This window comes from Rhodoplanes sp. (genome assembly GCF_013377085.1).
Classification (GTDB): Bacteria; Pseudomonadota; Alphaproteobacteria; order Rhizobiales; family Xanthobacteraceae; genus Rhodoplanes.
In genome coordinates, this window is sequence record NZ_JACAAX010000046.1 from 1 (window position 1) to 12,790 (window position 12,790).

A 12,790-nucleotide genomic window follows, 5' to 3' on the forward strand; every position below is an offset into this window, starting at 1 on the left:
CTGCGGCTGGTCGCCCGGCCACGCCGAGCCGCCGCCGCTCGCGGCGGGCGGGCTCGCGGGCCACGGCGACGTCTGGGCCATGGCCGCGGTGGACAGCAGGCCGGCTGCGAGGCCGACGGCCACCAGGGCCGCGCAGCGCGGCGCTCGGTGTCCGGGTCGCGTCGTCCGCATGCCGTTTCCCCCTGTCGCGGTTTTGGTTCCGAACTACAAAAGACTTTGAACTTGGCGAGAAGGGGGCGATTCGCGGCCCTTTCTCCCGTCCCGTCAAGCCGCGGCCGCCATCGCCCGCGGCCATTCGCCCCGGAGGAGCGCATGGCGCGCTACGATTTCCGCAGCCCCCGCCTGTTCGTCGAGGCGCCGCTGGCGGCAGGCGCCCGCGTCGCCCTGACGGCGCCGCATCTGCATTATCTCAGGGACGTGCTTCGCCTCAAGCCCGGCGATCCGGTGCTGGTCTTCAACGGCGCCGACGGCGAGTGGCGCGCCGCGCTCGCCGAGGAGGGCCGCCGCAGCGCCTCGCTCCTGGTCGAGGACCAGATCCGGCCGCAGACGGCCGCGCGCGACCTCCATTACCTGTTCGCCCCGCTGAAACGGGCCCGGCTCGACTATCTGGTGCAGAAGGCGGTCGAGATGGGGGCTTCGCGGCTGCAGCCGGTGGTCACCCGCCACACCCAGGCCGAGCGCGTCAACACGTCGCGGCTGCGCGCCAATGCCATCGAGGCGGCCGAGCAGTGCGGCATTCTTGCGCTGCCCGAGGTCGCCGAGCCGCTGCCGCTCTTTCGCGCGTTGTCGGCGCTGGAACCCGGCCGTTGCCTGGTCTTCTGCGACGAGGACGCCCCGGTCGCCGATCCGTTGGCCGCGCTCGCCGCCGTCCGCGGGGCCGACGGGACGGCGCCGCCGCTCGCCGTGCTGATCGGCCCGGAGGGCGGATTTTCGGAGGATGAGCGGGCGATGCTGCTGGAGCGCGACGGGGTGATCCGGCTGGCACTCGGCCCGAGAATCCTGCGCGCCGACACGGCCGCGGTCGCCGCCCTGGCGCTGGTCCAGGCCGTGCTGGGTGACTGGGGGTGAGGCGCGGTTAGACCAGTTCCACCCTCAGCGTGCGGCCGACCGCCGTGGCGGCGCGGCGCAGGGTGTCGAGCGTCACCGACGGGACGGTCGGATTGAGCAGGCGATCGAGCTGGCGGCGGCTCGTTTTCATCCGCGAGGCCATCTCGGTCTTGGTGAGTCCCTGCTCCTTCATGGCCGCCGCAAGCTGGTCGGCGATCATTTCCTTGAGGGCGTGATCCTCGCAGCTCTCCAACAGGCCTTGGCCGGCCAGGAACTCGTCGAACGTCTCGCTGCTGATCCCGGCTTTTCGCTGCGTCATCACGTGATCTCTCGTCTTCTTTTCAGTGCCAGCTCGATTTCTCGCTGTGGAATCTGCTCCGTCTTCTTGATGAAGCCGTGCAGGAGAATCATCTGGTCGTCGTGCATGCTGAAGATCACCCGCGCGATTCGATTGCGTTCGAGCGTGCTCCGGACGTCCCACAAGCCGGACCCGAGGGGCGCGCAATAGGGCCGGCCCAGCGGCCAGCCGAACTCAACCTTCTGGATGTCCTTGCCGACCGTGTGCCGGTCGGCCGTGGACAGCTCCAGAATCCTGTCCCGTACCGGACTTCGCCCCCGTCGCGCCCACGTAGAACCGCGCCGGCAGCTTCTTTGACCGACTGATCATCCCGTTTCGAATAAATGTGCCATTTCTGACACGTCGGTGCAAGTGTCGCGGGAGTGCCTCCGTCCCCCTGTGCAGCCGGGCCACACCTTCCCGCCTTCGTGCGGGCAGGGGCGGCGCGGCTCTTGACCCCTGCGGGAGGTCGCTGCACGGTCCGGCCTGGGGAAGGCAGGGGGCTGGCCATGTGCGCCACACGGAAATCTGTCCGGATGCTGGCGACGGCTGCGGCCGCGGCGCTGATCTGTGGCGTCGCGGCCGAAAGCCGGGCGGCAAACCCGCTCGAGCTCAATTTCTGGCTGTCGGGTCCGCGCTACGAGGCCGTCGTGCCGCTGTGCGACGAGACCGCGCCGCTGTTGAAGATCCAGGATCGTTTCGGCGAGAAGGAATCGCGGTTCTGGAACTCGGCCCTGAAGATCGTCGGCTTTGACAAGCTGCACGAGGTGGCGTTCATGCCGTGGGCCTCGGGCACCATTCCGCGCCGCTTCTGCAGCGGTCGCGTGCTCACCAATGACGGCCAGTACCGGACGATCCACTACTCGATCGCCGAGGACACCGGCATGATCGGCTCGACCTTCGGGGTCGAGTGGTGCGTGGTCGGGCTCGACCGCAACTGGGCCTACAATCCGGCCTGCCGGATGGCGCGGCCCTGAGGCCTGCGGCGTCGCCGGCGGTCTCGCCGGCCTGTCTCGCTCGTCAGTGAATTTCAGACAACCGGGTGGGCCGGGGCTCGCGCCGGATCAGCGCGTGCGCTCGGCCAGCGCCGCCTTCACGGCCAGAAAATCCCGCCAGGCGAGGCGCTTGGCCAGCGGCTGGCGGAGCAGATAGGCCGGATGCAGGGTGGCGATGGCGCGGATCTCGCGCTTGCCGGTGTGGATCGTGAACCACCGGCCGCGGGTCCGCATGATGCCCTCCTTGGTGCCGATCAGGGTCTGGGCGGCGGGAGCGCCGAGGCAGACCAGAATGTCGGGATCGGCGAGCTCGATCTGGCGCAGCACGAAGGGCAGGCAGGTCTGGGTTTCCAGCGGCGTCGGGGTACGGTTGCCGGGCGGCCGCCACGGCACGACGTTGGCGATGTAGGCGCCGTTGTCGCCGGGGGCGTGCCGGTCGAGGCCGATCGCCGCCATCATGCGGTCGAGCAGCTTTCCCGAGCGGCCGACGAAGGGCAGGCCCTCGATGTCCTCGTCGCGGCCCGGCGCCTCGCCGACGAACATCACGGGCGCGCCGGGCGTGCCGTCGGCGAAGCACAGCCTGGTCGCCGTCGCCTTCAGGGCACAGCCCTCGAACCGCGCCAGGATGGCGGCGAGCTCGTCGAGCGTCGCGGCGCTGCGGGCGGCCTCGCGGGCCGCCATCACGGCCTCCTCGGGCGCGGCAGGCGCACCGGCAGGCGAGCCTGCGGGCGCACCGGGGCCGTGGGCCGTGCTCATGCCCGGGAGATTGCCGCCACGGTCGAGAGCCGGCCGCACCGCCGGCGTGCGCAGCGTGGGCGGGGCCGCCTCGCGCGCCGGTGCGGGGGCTCGAGCCTGGGCGAAAACCTGCTCCGGCACCTCCTCGGGCCGCAGCCGGTCGACCGGCTCCTCGGCCAGAAGCGCGTCGACGCCCGCCTCCAGATAGAAGGCGAGCAAATCTCGCGCGGCGGCGCGTCCGGTCGCGGTCGCGAGGCCGGCGGGATCGGAGCCTGGGGGATCGGCACTCATGGCGCGTCCTGAATACAGCAATTCGCACCCGGCTGCGCGCACCTCTGTGCGGTCCGTCCCGCGCCGCTGCGCCGGCCGGTCCGGAATGGCGGTTCGATCTTGCGGAAGATCAACGAGACGGGCTTTTCGCGGCGCTTCGTTGGTGGGATACCGAGAGCCGACGTGGCGCGACAGCGTTGCCGGCGCGCGATCGTCCGTGTCGGGCGGGCGGGGGCGCGGCGGCCGTGCGGCCGTGTCGCGTCACAGCTTCCAATTGTCGCAGGGTGCGTTCGCGCGCGTTCTGCCTTTGTGGGCCGCAGCCGCGAACGGCGCGGCCCGTGCCGATCGAACCGGGGGACGAGATGGACGGAGAGCTGCCTGATCGCGAGGCGATGGATTTCGACGTGGTGATCGTCGGCGGCGGGCCCGCCGGTCTGTGCGCGGCGATCCGTCTCAAGCAGCTCGCGCCGGATGCGTCGATCGTGGTGGTCGAGAAGGGCGCCGAGGTCGGCGCCCACATCCTGTCCGGCGCCTGCATCGATCCGATCGCGCTCGACCGGCTGCTGCCGGAGTGGCGCAGCGAGGACACGCCGATCAAGACCCCGGTGACCGAGGACCGGTTCTACATGCTGTTCGGCCAGCGCGCCGTCAGGTTGCCGAGCCGGCTGATGCCGCCGCTGCTGAGCAATCACGGCGCCTTCATCGTCTCGCTCGGCGACGTCTGCAAATGGCTGGCGACCAAGGCGGAGGCGCTCGGCGTCGAGATCTACCCGGGCTTCGCCGCATCCGAGGTGCTGTTCGGCGAGGCCGGCGAGGTGCTGGGCGTCGCCACCGGCGACATGGGCGTCGGCAAGGACGGCGCGCCGAAAGATTCGTTCACGCGCGGCATGGAGCTGCGGGCCAAGTACACGTTGTTCGCCGAGGGCGCGCGCGGCCATCTCGGCAAGCGCCTGATCGCCCGCTACGGCCTCGATCAGAACCGCGAGCCGCCGAAATTCGGACTCGGCATCAAGGAGCTATGGCAGGTCGCGCCGGACAAGCATCAGCCCGGGCTGGTGCAGCACTCGTTCGGCTGGCCGCTCGACAACAAGACCGGCGGCGGCTCGTTCCTGTATCACTACGGCGACAACCTCGTCGCGGTCGGCTTCGTGCTGCATCTCAACTACGAGAATCCGTACCTCTCGCCGTTCGAGGAGTTCCAGCGCTTCAAGACGCATCCGCTGGTGCGCGACACCTTCGCGGGGGGCAAGCGCATCGGCTACGGCGCCCGCGCGATCGCCGAGGGCGGCTGGCAGTCGGTGCCCAAGGTGGCATTCCCGGGCGGCGCGCTGATCGGCGACGACGCCGGCTTCCTCAACGTGCCGCGCATCAAGGGCACCCACAATGCGATGCTGTCCGGCATGCTGGCGGCCGAGCATGTCGCCACCGCGCTCGCGGCCGGCCGCGCCCATGACGAGCTGACCGAGTACGAGGCCGGCTGGCGCGGCTCCGACATCGGCAAGGATCTGTGGAGGGTGCGCAACGCCAAGCCGCTGTGGTCGCAGTTCGGCACCGCCATCGGCATCGGGCTCGGCGGCCTCGACATGTGGACCAACACGCTCGGCTTCTCGCTGTTCGGCACGCGCCGCCACGGCAAGTCGGACGCCGCCAGCCTGAAGCCGGCGGCGAGCTGCCGGCCGATCGCCTATCCCCGGCCCGACGGCGTGCTCACCTTCGACCGGCTGTCCTCGGTCTATCTCTCCAACACCAATCACGAGGAGGACCAGCCGGTGCATCTGCAGCTCGTCGATCCCGGCCTGCAGAAAGCGTCCGAGCACGACGTCTTCGCCGGCCCGTCGGGGCGCTACTGCCCGGCCGGCGTCTACGAATGGGTGCGGGACGACGACGGCCCGCAGTCGCGGGTGCGCTTCGTGATCAACGCGCAGAACTGCGTGCACTGCAAGACCTGCGACATCAAGGACCCCAACGGCAACATCACCTGGACGGCGCCGGAGGGCGGCGGCGGCCCGGTCTATCCGAGCATGTGAGTCGGCCGGCGCCGGCGCGTGGCGGACGGTCGGCGGGGTCCAGACATGACCCGGATGCCGCCGTCACGGCGGCGCCACCGGGGCGCCGCCAAACAGCCGTGATCGCACGGTCTTTCCAGTCCGGACAGGCTGCCGCGGTGCCGCGTCCCTTGCGAGGGGCCGGCAAAACGGTCATTGTCGGCCCGCTGCCCGATGGTTCGAACGCCCGCATGGTTCGAACCCACGTGCGGCCGGCGCAGTGCCGGTTGCAAGGCGGCCGGTCTCGAGACGATCGGTTGCGGGGCGCCGGCATGCCCCCGCGATGAGACGGGATCCCGTCCATAAGGAGATGATCCAGCCGTGAGACGTGCGTCGTCATTCCGAGCCGTGGCTTTCGCCGCCGCAGCCGTCCTCGTCACGGGCTTGCTCGTCACGAGCCTGCCGAGCGCGGTCGCAGCGCAGTCCTCCACGGCCGTCGCGGCGCGCGAGCCGATGCGCGAGCCGCCGCGTAACGGCCTCGCCGGCGACTATCTGGCGGCGCGTGCCGCCAGCGTCGGGCGCGATTCCTCGTCGGCCTCGGCCTATTACCGTGCCGCCCTGAAGGCGGACCCGAAGAATCCCGAGCTGCTCGAATACGCCTTCTATGCGGTGCTCGCCGACGGCGACATCGACGAGGCCGTCAAGCTCGGCGAGCGGCTGCTGCAGACCGACCGCAACGCCCGCAATCCGAACGTGCGGCTGGTGCTCGGCGTGCGCACCCTCAAGCAGAAGCAGTACGCCCAGGCCCGGACCCAGTTCGGCCAGGCGGTGCGCGGACCGGTGAGCGACCTGATCGCCACTCTGCTCGGCGCCTGGGCCTATCAGGGGTCCGGCGACACCAAGGGTGCGGTCGACATGATCGACCGCCTGACCGGTCCCGACTGGTACGGCATCTTCAAGGACCTCCATGCCGGGCTGGTCTACGACCTCGCCGGCAACAAGAAAGAGGCCGGCAAGCGTTTCGAGCGCGCCTACAAGCTCGACTCCTCGGCGCTGCGCGTCGTGCAGGCCTGGGGCGGCTGGCTGTCGCGCAACGGCCAGCGCGACGAGGCCCTGAAGGTCTTCCAGACATTCGACGCCGCGCTGCCGCGTCATCCGCTGATCCGTGGCGCGATCGCCTCGCTCGAGAAGGGCGAGGCGCTGCCGCGCCTGGTCGACAATCCGCAGGTTGGTGCTGCCGAGGCGCTGTACGGCCTCGGCGCCGCTCTGGCGCGCCGCGAGGAGGAACTGAGCCTCGCCAATCGCGGCCTCGCCTATCTGCAGCTCGCGCTCTACCTCGAGCCCAATCACGCGCTGGCGCTCTTGTCGCTCGCCGATCTCTACGAGGCGATGAAGAAGCCCGAGCTCGCCATCAGCGTCTATTCGCGGGTGCCGCAGGACTCGCCGCTGCGGCGCAATGCCGACATCCAGATGTCGCTCAATCTCGACTCGCTCGACCGCACCGACGAGGCGCGCGCCCAGCTCGGCAAGCTGATCGCGGCGCACGGCGACGACATCGAGGCGATCCTGGCGCTCGGCAACATTCTGCGCGACCGCAAGAAGTACGAGGACTGCGCCGACGCCTACGGCAAGGCGATCGACCTCGTGAAGAATCCGACGCGCCCGAACTGGATGATCTACTACTTCCGCGGCATCTGCTACGAGCGCTCGAAGCAGTGGGTCAAGGCCGAGGCGGATCTGAAAAAGGCGCTCGAGCTCTATCCCGACCAGCCGCATGTGCTGAACTATCTCGGCTATTCGTGGATCGACCAGCACGTCAATCTCGACGACGGCATGCGGCTGATCCGCAAGGCCGTCGACCAGCGCCCCGACGACGGCTACATCGTCGACTCGCTCGGCTGGGCCTATTACCGCATCGGCAATTACGACGAGGCGATCAAGAATCTCGAGCGCGCCGTCGAGCTCAAGCCGATGGACCCGACCATCAACGACCATCTGGGCGACGCCTATTGGCGGATCGGCCGCCAGCTCGAGGCGAAGTTCCAGTGGACGCATGCGCGCGACCTCAAGCCCGAGCCGGACGATCTCGCCAAGATCGAGCAGAAGCTGAAGGCCGGGCTCGAGGAGCCGGCCACCGCGGCCGACGCCGAGAAGCCGAAGCCCGCCGCCGGCAACGACGGCGGCTGAGCGCGGGGTTGCTCGCGTCCTCGCGGAAAGCGCTACGGGTTGCACACGTCGCGCTGCACGCATGAAAATCGTCATGCGCGGGCTTGACCCGCGCATCCATCAAGCTTCGTAAACGCTTTGTGCACCGGTGATGGATCGCCGGGTCAAGCCCGGCGATGACGCCGGTGAGTGAGGTCCGGCTCCGCTTTGACACCGGCGCCTCTCGGGCATTCCATGACCACCACCATTGCATCCGACCTGCTGGAAGAAACCGCGCCCGCCAAGGTCAATCTGACGCTGCGCATCCTCGGCCGGCGCTCCGACGGCTATCACGAGCTCGAAAGCCTGGTGACCTTCACGTCGCTCGGCGACCGCCTGACCCTGCGGAAGGGCGCGTCGCTCGGCCTCGACGTGTCGGGACCGACCGCGCCGCAGGCCGGGCCGGTCGCCGACAATCTGGTGCTCAAGGCGGCGCGGCTGCTCGGCGAGCACGTGCCGGGGCTGACCTTCGGTGCCTTCGATCTGATCAAGCGTCTGCCGGCCGGCGGCGGGCTCGGCGGCGGCTCATCCGACGCAGCGGCGGCGCTGCGCCTGCTGGCGCGCCTGAACGACCTTCCGCTCGACGACCCCAGGCTCGACGAGGCGGCGCTGAAGACCGGCGCCGACGTGCCGGTGTGCCTCGATCCAAGGCCGCGGATCATGCGCGGCGTCGGCGAGCTTTTGTCGGCGACCGTGATGCTGCCGGCGCTGTTCGCCGTGCTGGTCGGGCCGGGCTTTCCGCTCGCCACCAAGGACGTGTTTTCCACCCTCGGCCTTGCAGCCGGCGAGCGCCGTGGCGAGCCGATTTCGGACGGCGACCTGCCGACGGATGCCGACGGCCTCTACGAATACCTCGCCGAAAACGGCAACGATCTCGAAGCACCGGCGATCCGGCTGGCGCCGGCGGTCGGCGAACTGATCGCGACGCTTCGCCGGCTGCGCGGCTGCCGGCTCGCCCGCATGTCCGGTTCGGGCTCGACCTGCTTCGCGCTGTTCGACGATCCGCGCCTCGCCGCCGATGCGGCGCTGGCGCTCGGCACCGGTCATCCCGGCTGGTGGGTGCAGGCGACCGCGCTGGCGCGGTGAGGCTCCGTCTCGGCGTCAGTGCAGCTCGAGGTCCGCCAGCGTGACGGCGAGGGCGGGGATTTTGTCCGGCACCAGAGGCTCGTTGCCGGCGACATCGCGGATCGAGCCGTATCCGCCCGGCCCCGGCTCGCGGTGGACCCGAGTGACGAGCTTCACCGCGTCGATCACCCACAATTCGGCGATGCCGAAGCCTGCATAGAGGCCGACCTTGCGGCCGAGATCGTAGCGCAGGCTCGAATCGGCGAGCTCGACCACCAGCAGCGCCGTCTGTGCGGCGAGTCCGGACCACCCCTCGGCCTTCGGGTAGAAGACGAAGTCCGGTTCCAGGAAGGTGTCGACGCTGAGCCGGAACGTCGTTTCAGGGGTGAAAAGCACGTCCTCCGGCAGTCGCTTTGCGCAGTACAGATTCAGGGCCGACTTCAGCATCTCGTGGCGACCGCCCTTCGCCTGCATCGGAACGATCTCACCGCCGATCAGCTCGATCCGATCGTCCTCGTGGAAGAGGCCGAGCTCGGTCATCCGATCGATCTCGTCGACCGTGAAGCGCCATCGCGGCAGGCCTTCGGCCGCCGTGGTGGTGCGCGTCACCGGGGGGTGAACCGTCATGGCGACAGCGTAGCCAAAATCGCGACGGCCGTCACCGCCGTCCGGCGGCACGAATGTCCACGGCCCCGCGTCGCCGCCGGGCTCGACCCGGCGACCCATCATCGTCCGCGACAAAGGCCTTGCGAGCGGGATGGATGCGCGGGTCTTCGCCCGCGCGTGACGTCTCGATGCCTCAATGCGTGCGGGCGACCGCGAACTCGACGGCTTCCTCCAGCGCCTGCTTGACCGAGCAGTCGGGGAACAGCGCCAGCGCGTCGCGGGCGATGGCGCCGTAGTGGCGGGCCCGCGTCACGGTGTCGTCGAGGGCGCGGTGCTTCGCCATCAGGCCGATCGCATGCTCGAGATCCGTGTCGGTGACCTCGCCGGTCTCCAGCGTCCGGCGCCAGAACTCGCGCTCGCTGTCGGAGCCGCGGCGGAACGCCAGCACGACGGGCAGCGTGATCTTGCCTTCGCGAAAATCGTCGCCGACATTCTTGCCGAGCTTGGCGGCCTTGCCGCCATAGTCGAGCGCGTCGTCGACGAGCTGGAAGGCGATGCCGAGATTCATGCCGAACGAGCGGCACGCCGACTGCTCGGCCTTGGACAATTCGGCGATCACCGGCCCGACCTCGCAGGCCGCGGCGAACAGCTCGGCCGTCTTGGCCCGCACCACGGCCAGATACTCGTCCTCGGTGGTGGCGGTGTTCTTGGCGGTGGCGAGCTGGCGCACCTCGCCCTCGGCGATCACGGCGGCGGCGTTGGAGAGGATCTCCAGCGACCGCAGCGAGCCGACCTCGACCATCAGCTTGAACGCCTGGCCGAGCAGGAAGTCGCCGACCAGGACGCTCGCCTCGTTGCCCCACAGCATGCGGGCTGCGAGCTTGCCGCGCCGCATGTCGCTCTCGTCGACGACGTCGTCGTGCAGGAGCGTCGCCGTGTGCATGAACTCGACCGAGGCGGCGAGCTTGACGTGCCCGTCGCCGGAATAGCCCGACAATTGTGCCATGGCGAGGGTCAGCATCGGCCGCAGCCGCTTGCCGCCCGAGGTGATGAGATGGTTGGCGACTTCCGGGATCATGGTGACCTCGGAGCCCGTGCAGGACAGGATGGCGGCGTTGACGCGCGCCATGTCTGCGGTCACGTGGCTCACCAGTCGATCGACGGAAGCACCGGAATGCGATTCGAAAGGAATAACGACGGCCAAAGCCGATTCTCCGAAATCAAGGACCCGCGACAATAGAAATGCTACGTTGCCCGGGCAAGTGCGCTGATTGCCACTGCCGTGGCGCCCCCGGACGCCCGCAGGAGGATGAATTGTGACGCGTCTCGCCGATCGAATGGACCTGCGGCATGCGAGCGCCGGCCCCGGCCCGCGGATCGCCGTGCTGGTTCCTTGCTACAATGAAGATGCGTCGATCGCAAAGGTCATCGCCGACTTTCGCGTGGCGCTGCCCGGCGCCGCCATCTGTGTCTACGACAATAATTCGACGGACCGGACCGCCGAGGTCGCCCGCGCCGCCGGGGCGATCGTGCGCACCGCGCCGAAGCAGGGCAAGGGCCACGTCGTACGCCGCATGTTCAGCGACGTCGACGCGGATGTCTATGTCCTCGTCGATGGGGATTCTACCTATGATGCGCCGAGCGCCCGCGACATGATCGCCCGGTTGCTCGACGAGCGCCTCGACATGGTCGTGGCGGCCCGGATGGAGGAGGGCACCGGCGCCTACCGGCGCGGCCACCGCCTCGGCAACCGCGTCCTCACCGGTGTCGTCCAGCGGATGTTCGGCGCGCCCTTCGCGGACATGCTGTCCGGCTACCGGGTGTTTTCCCGGCGCTTCGTGAAGTCCTTCCCGGTGCTGTCCGGCGGCTTCGAGATCGAGACCGAGCTGACCGTGCATGCGCTCGAGCTCGACATGCCGGTGGCGGAGATTCAGACCCCGTATTATGCGCGGCCCGAGGGGTCGGAGTCGAAGCTCAACACCTGGCGGGACGGCTTCCGCATCCTGTGGACCATCGCCAAGCTGTACCGTGCCGAGCGGCCGCTGGTATTCTTCTCCGGTGTCGGATTGTTTCTGGCGGTGCTGTCCGTCGGTCTCTCGGTACCCGTGATCCTGACCTGGCTGGAGCAAGGTCTGGTGCCGCGCCTGCCCACCGCGCTTCTGTCCACCGGCGTGATGATTCTCGCGGTGCTGTCGCTCGCCTGCGGCCTGATCCTCGACACGGTCACGCGCGGCCGGCGCGAGGTGAAGCTGCTCGCCTATCTGGCGCAGCCGTCGCCGGGCGAGATGCAGCGGTCCGTTGCGATGGAGGGCCGTTCGTGAGGGAGATCGTGCGCGCCAACGACCCGGTCCTGGTGTCGGCCGTCGTCGCGCTGCTCGACGCCGCCGGCATCGAGCACCTGGTGCTCGACCAGAACATGAGCGTGCTGGAGGGCTCGATCGGCATCCTGCCGCGCCGCATCCTGGTGGCCGAGCCGCGGGTCAAGGAGGCCCGGCGCCTGTTGCAGGATGCCGGGCTCGGGAACGAGCTGCGCTCCGATGCGCCCTGACGCCGGCACGACGCCGGCTGACCCGTCGGTCTCCGCGAAGGACGTCGCCCGTGCCGCCGAGGCCTGGACCGACGACGCGGTCCTGGGCGGTCGCCTGCACCTGCTCCAGCCGAAGCGCGGACACCGGTTCGGCCACGACGCCGTGCTGCTGGCCGCTTCGACGCCCGGCCGCGCGGGCGAGCACGCCGTCGAGCTCGGCGCCGGGGTCGGTGCCGCCGGGCTGGCGCTCGCCGTGCGCCTCCCCGGCCTGCGGGTGACACTCGTCGAGATCGATGCGGCGCTCGCCGATGCGGCGCGCGAGAACGCCGTTCGCAACCGCCTGGGCGACCGGGTCGCGGCGGTGCGGCTCGATGTCGCGTCGCCGCCCAAGGTCTTCGCGGAGGCGGGACTGCCCGCCGGCTGCGCCGATCGCGTGCTGATGAACCCGCCCTTCAACGATCCCCGGCGGCTGTCCGCCTCGCCGGATCCGGAGCGCCGCCGGGCCCATGTGGCCGACGACGCCCTGCTGGAGCGCTGGATCGCCGCCGCAGCGCGGCTGCTGCGGTCCGGGGGGACTCTTTCGGTGATCTACCCGGCCGATCGGCTCGCCGAACTCTTGGGGTTGCTGGGCGGCGCCTTCGGGGCCGCCGCGGTGCTGCCCGTGCACGGCAAGCCGGAGGCCGCGGCGATCCGGGTTCTGGTGCGGGCCGGGAAGGGCGCGCGGGCGCCGCTGGCGCTGTGGCCGGGGCTGGTGCTCAACGATCGGGCAGGACAACCGACGGTCGAGGCCGAATTTGTGTTGCGGGGCGGGGCCGCCCTGCCGCTCGCGGCGCCATGAGGCGCCCCGTCATGCTTCGAAAACAGACAAAGGCGACGCCGTGGCTCACGCCTTCTCGGGCGTCCACGGCTCGGCCGAGCGGGCGAGCCGGCGGTCCGCGACATGGTAGAGGGCCGCGATCAGGCCAAAAAGCGTCGCGATGATCAGGACCTTGATCTCCATATCGTCACCTCGTCTGGC

13 protein-coding genes are annotated in these 12,790 nt (G+C 69.8%); 8 read left to right on the forward strand and 5 right to left on the reverse strand.

Annotated features, from left to right (window positions below; all coding sequences use genetic code 11):
• Positions 1-312: 312 nt before the first annotated feature.
• The gene (locus HXX10_RS24420; RefSeq protein WP_296525880.1) at positions 313-1,068 is read left to right on the forward strand and encodes a 16S rRNA (uracil(1498)-N(3))-methyltransferase; all 756 of its coding nucleotides are present in this window, start codon (positions 313-315) and stop codon (positions 1,066-1,068) included.
• Positions 1,069-1,075: 7 nt separating this feature from the next.
• Here the strand turns inward: HXX10_RS24420 and HXX10_RS24425 are convergent, their stop codons facing one another.
• A complete protein-coding gene (locus tag HXX10_RS24425) occupies positions 1,076-1,366 on the reverse strand; it encodes a helix-turn-helix transcriptional regulator (RefSeq protein WP_296525881.1) in 291 nt (96 codons plus the stop codon).
• Positions 1,366-1,638, reverse strand: a complete 273-nt coding sequence (locus HXX10_RS24430; RefSeq protein ID WP_367142023.1) for a type II toxin-antitoxin system RelE/ParE family toxin — start codon at positions 1,636-1,638, stop codon at positions 1,366-1,368. Before HXX10_RS24430 ends, HXX10_RS24425 begins: the two co-directional genes overlap by 1 nt.
• Positions 1,639-1,920: 282 nt before the next feature.
• Here HXX10_RS24430 and HXX10_RS24435 point away from each other — a divergent pair, with 282 nt between their 5' ends.
• On the forward strand, positions 1,921-2,361 hold the full coding sequence (locus HXX10_RS24435; RefSeq protein WP_296525882.1) for a hypothetical protein: 441 nt from the start codon (positions 1,921-1,923) through the stop codon (positions 2,359-2,361).
• Between the two features lie 87 nt (positions 2,362-2,448).
• Here the strand turns inward: HXX10_RS24435 and HXX10_RS24440 are convergent, their stop codons facing one another.
• A complete protein-coding gene (locus HXX10_RS24440; RefSeq protein ID WP_296525883.1) occupies positions 2,449-3,405 on the reverse strand; it encodes a uracil-DNA glycosylase in 957 nt (318 codons plus the stop codon).
• A gap of 341 nt (positions 3,406-3,746) precedes the next feature.
• Here HXX10_RS24440 and HXX10_RS24445 point away from each other — a divergent pair, with 341 nt between their 5' ends.
• The 3 genes from HXX10_RS24445 (at position 3,747) to HXX10_RS24455 (ending at position 8,660) form a co-directional block, all read left to right on the forward strand.
• Positions 3,747-5,411 carry an electron transfer flavoprotein-ubiquinone oxidoreductase gene (locus tag HXX10_RS24445; RefSeq protein WP_296525927.1) on the forward strand — a complete coding sequence of 555 codons (1,665 nt, stop codon included), beginning with the start codon at positions 3,747-3,749 and terminating at the stop codon, positions 5,409-5,411.
• A 339-nt stretch (positions 5,412-5,750) separates the two neighbouring features.
• On the forward strand, positions 5,751-7,556 hold the full coding sequence (locus tag HXX10_RS24450) for a tetratricopeptide repeat protein (protein WP_296525884.1): 1,806 nt from the start codon (positions 5,751-5,753) through the stop codon (positions 7,554-7,556).
• Between the two features lie 213 nt (positions 7,557-7,769).
• On the forward strand, positions 7,770-8,660 hold the full coding sequence (locus HXX10_RS24455) for a 4-(cytidine 5'-diphospho)-2-C-methyl-D-erythritol kinase (RefSeq protein WP_296525885.1): 891 nt from the start codon (positions 7,770-7,772) through the stop codon (positions 8,658-8,660).
• A 15-nt stretch (positions 8,661-8,675) separates the two neighbouring features.
• On the opposite strand, the gene HXX10_RS24460 is transcribed toward HXX10_RS24455, so the two are convergent.
• Both HXX10_RS24460 and HXX10_RS24465 read right to left on the reverse strand, forming a co-directional pair.
• Positions 8,676-9,266 carry a Uma2 family endonuclease gene (locus tag HXX10_RS24460; RefSeq protein WP_296525886.1) on the reverse strand — a complete coding sequence of 197 codons (591 nt, stop codon included), beginning with the start codon at positions 9,264-9,266 and terminating at the stop codon, positions 8,676-8,678.
• 172 nt (positions 9,267-9,438) lie between these two features.
• The gene (locus tag HXX10_RS24465; protein WP_296525887.1) at positions 9,439-10,449 is read right to left on the reverse strand and encodes a polyprenyl synthetase family protein; all 1,011 of its coding nucleotides are present in this window, start codon (positions 10,447-10,449) and stop codon (positions 9,439-9,441) included.
• Positions 10,450-10,582: 133 nt separating this feature from the next.
• On the opposite strand from HXX10_RS24465, the gene HXX10_RS24470 reads away from it, so the two are divergent.
• The 3 genes from HXX10_RS24470 to HXX10_RS24480 are packed head-to-tail and all read left to right on the forward strand — an operon-like array spanning position 10,583 to position 12,610.
• On the forward strand, positions 10,583-11,566 hold the full coding sequence (locus tag HXX10_RS24470; protein WP_296525928.1) for a glycosyltransferase family 2 protein: 984 nt from the start codon (positions 10,583-10,585) through the stop codon (positions 11,564-11,566).
• On the forward strand, positions 11,563-11,793 hold the full coding sequence (locus HXX10_RS24475) for a DUF2007 domain-containing protein (protein WP_296525888.1): 231 nt from the start codon (positions 11,563-11,565) through the stop codon (positions 11,791-11,793). Before HXX10_RS24470 ends, HXX10_RS24475 begins: the two co-directional genes overlap by 4 nt.
• A complete protein-coding gene (locus HXX10_RS24480) occupies positions 11,783-12,610 on the forward strand; it encodes a methyltransferase (RefSeq protein ID WP_296525889.1) in 828 nt (275 codons plus the stop codon). The genes HXX10_RS24475 and HXX10_RS24480 overlap by 11 nt, the downstream gene beginning before the upstream one ends.
• The last annotated feature ends 180 nt before the right edge of the window (positions 12,611-12,790 follow it).

What these genes read in the sequence shown, in the direction of transcription:
- HXX10_RS24440 (WP_296525883.1), bottom strand. Translation starts at nt 3,405, where the DNA reads ATGAGTGCCGATCCCCCAGGCTCCGATCCCGCCGGCCTCGCGACCGCG.
- HXX10_RS24420 (WP_296525880.1), top strand. Translation starts at nt 313, where the DNA reads ATGGCGCGCTACGATTTCCGCAGCCCCCGCCTGTTCGTCGAGGCGCCG.
- HXX10_RS24425 (WP_296525881.1), bottom strand. Translation starts at nt 1,366, where the DNA reads ATGACGCAGCGAAAAGCCGGGATCAGCAGCGAGACGTTCGACGAGTTC.
- HXX10_RS24480 (WP_296525889.1), top strand. Translation starts at nt 11,783, where the DNA reads ATGCGCCCTGACGCCGGCACGACGCCGGCTGACCCGTCGGTCTCCGCG.
- HXX10_RS24445 (WP_296525927.1), top strand. Translation starts at nt 3,747, where the DNA reads ATGGACGGAGAGCTGCCTGATCGCGAGGCGATGGATTTCGACGTGGTG.
- HXX10_RS24435 (WP_296525882.1), top strand. Translation starts at nt 1,921, where the DNA reads ATGCTGGCGACGGCTGCGGCCGCGGCGCTGATCTGTGGCGTCGCGGCC.
- HXX10_RS24470 (WP_296525928.1), top strand. Translation starts at nt 10,583, where the DNA reads ATGGACCTGCGGCATGCGAGCGCCGGCCCCGGCCCGCGGATCGCCGTG.
- HXX10_RS24460 (WP_296525886.1), bottom strand. Translation starts at nt 9,266, where the DNA reads ATGACGGTTCACCCCCCGGTGACGCGCACCACCACGGCGGCCGAAGGC.
- HXX10_RS24455 (WP_296525885.1), top strand. Translation starts at nt 7,770, where the DNA reads ATGACCACCACCATTGCATCCGACCTGCTGGAAGAAACCGCGCCCGCC.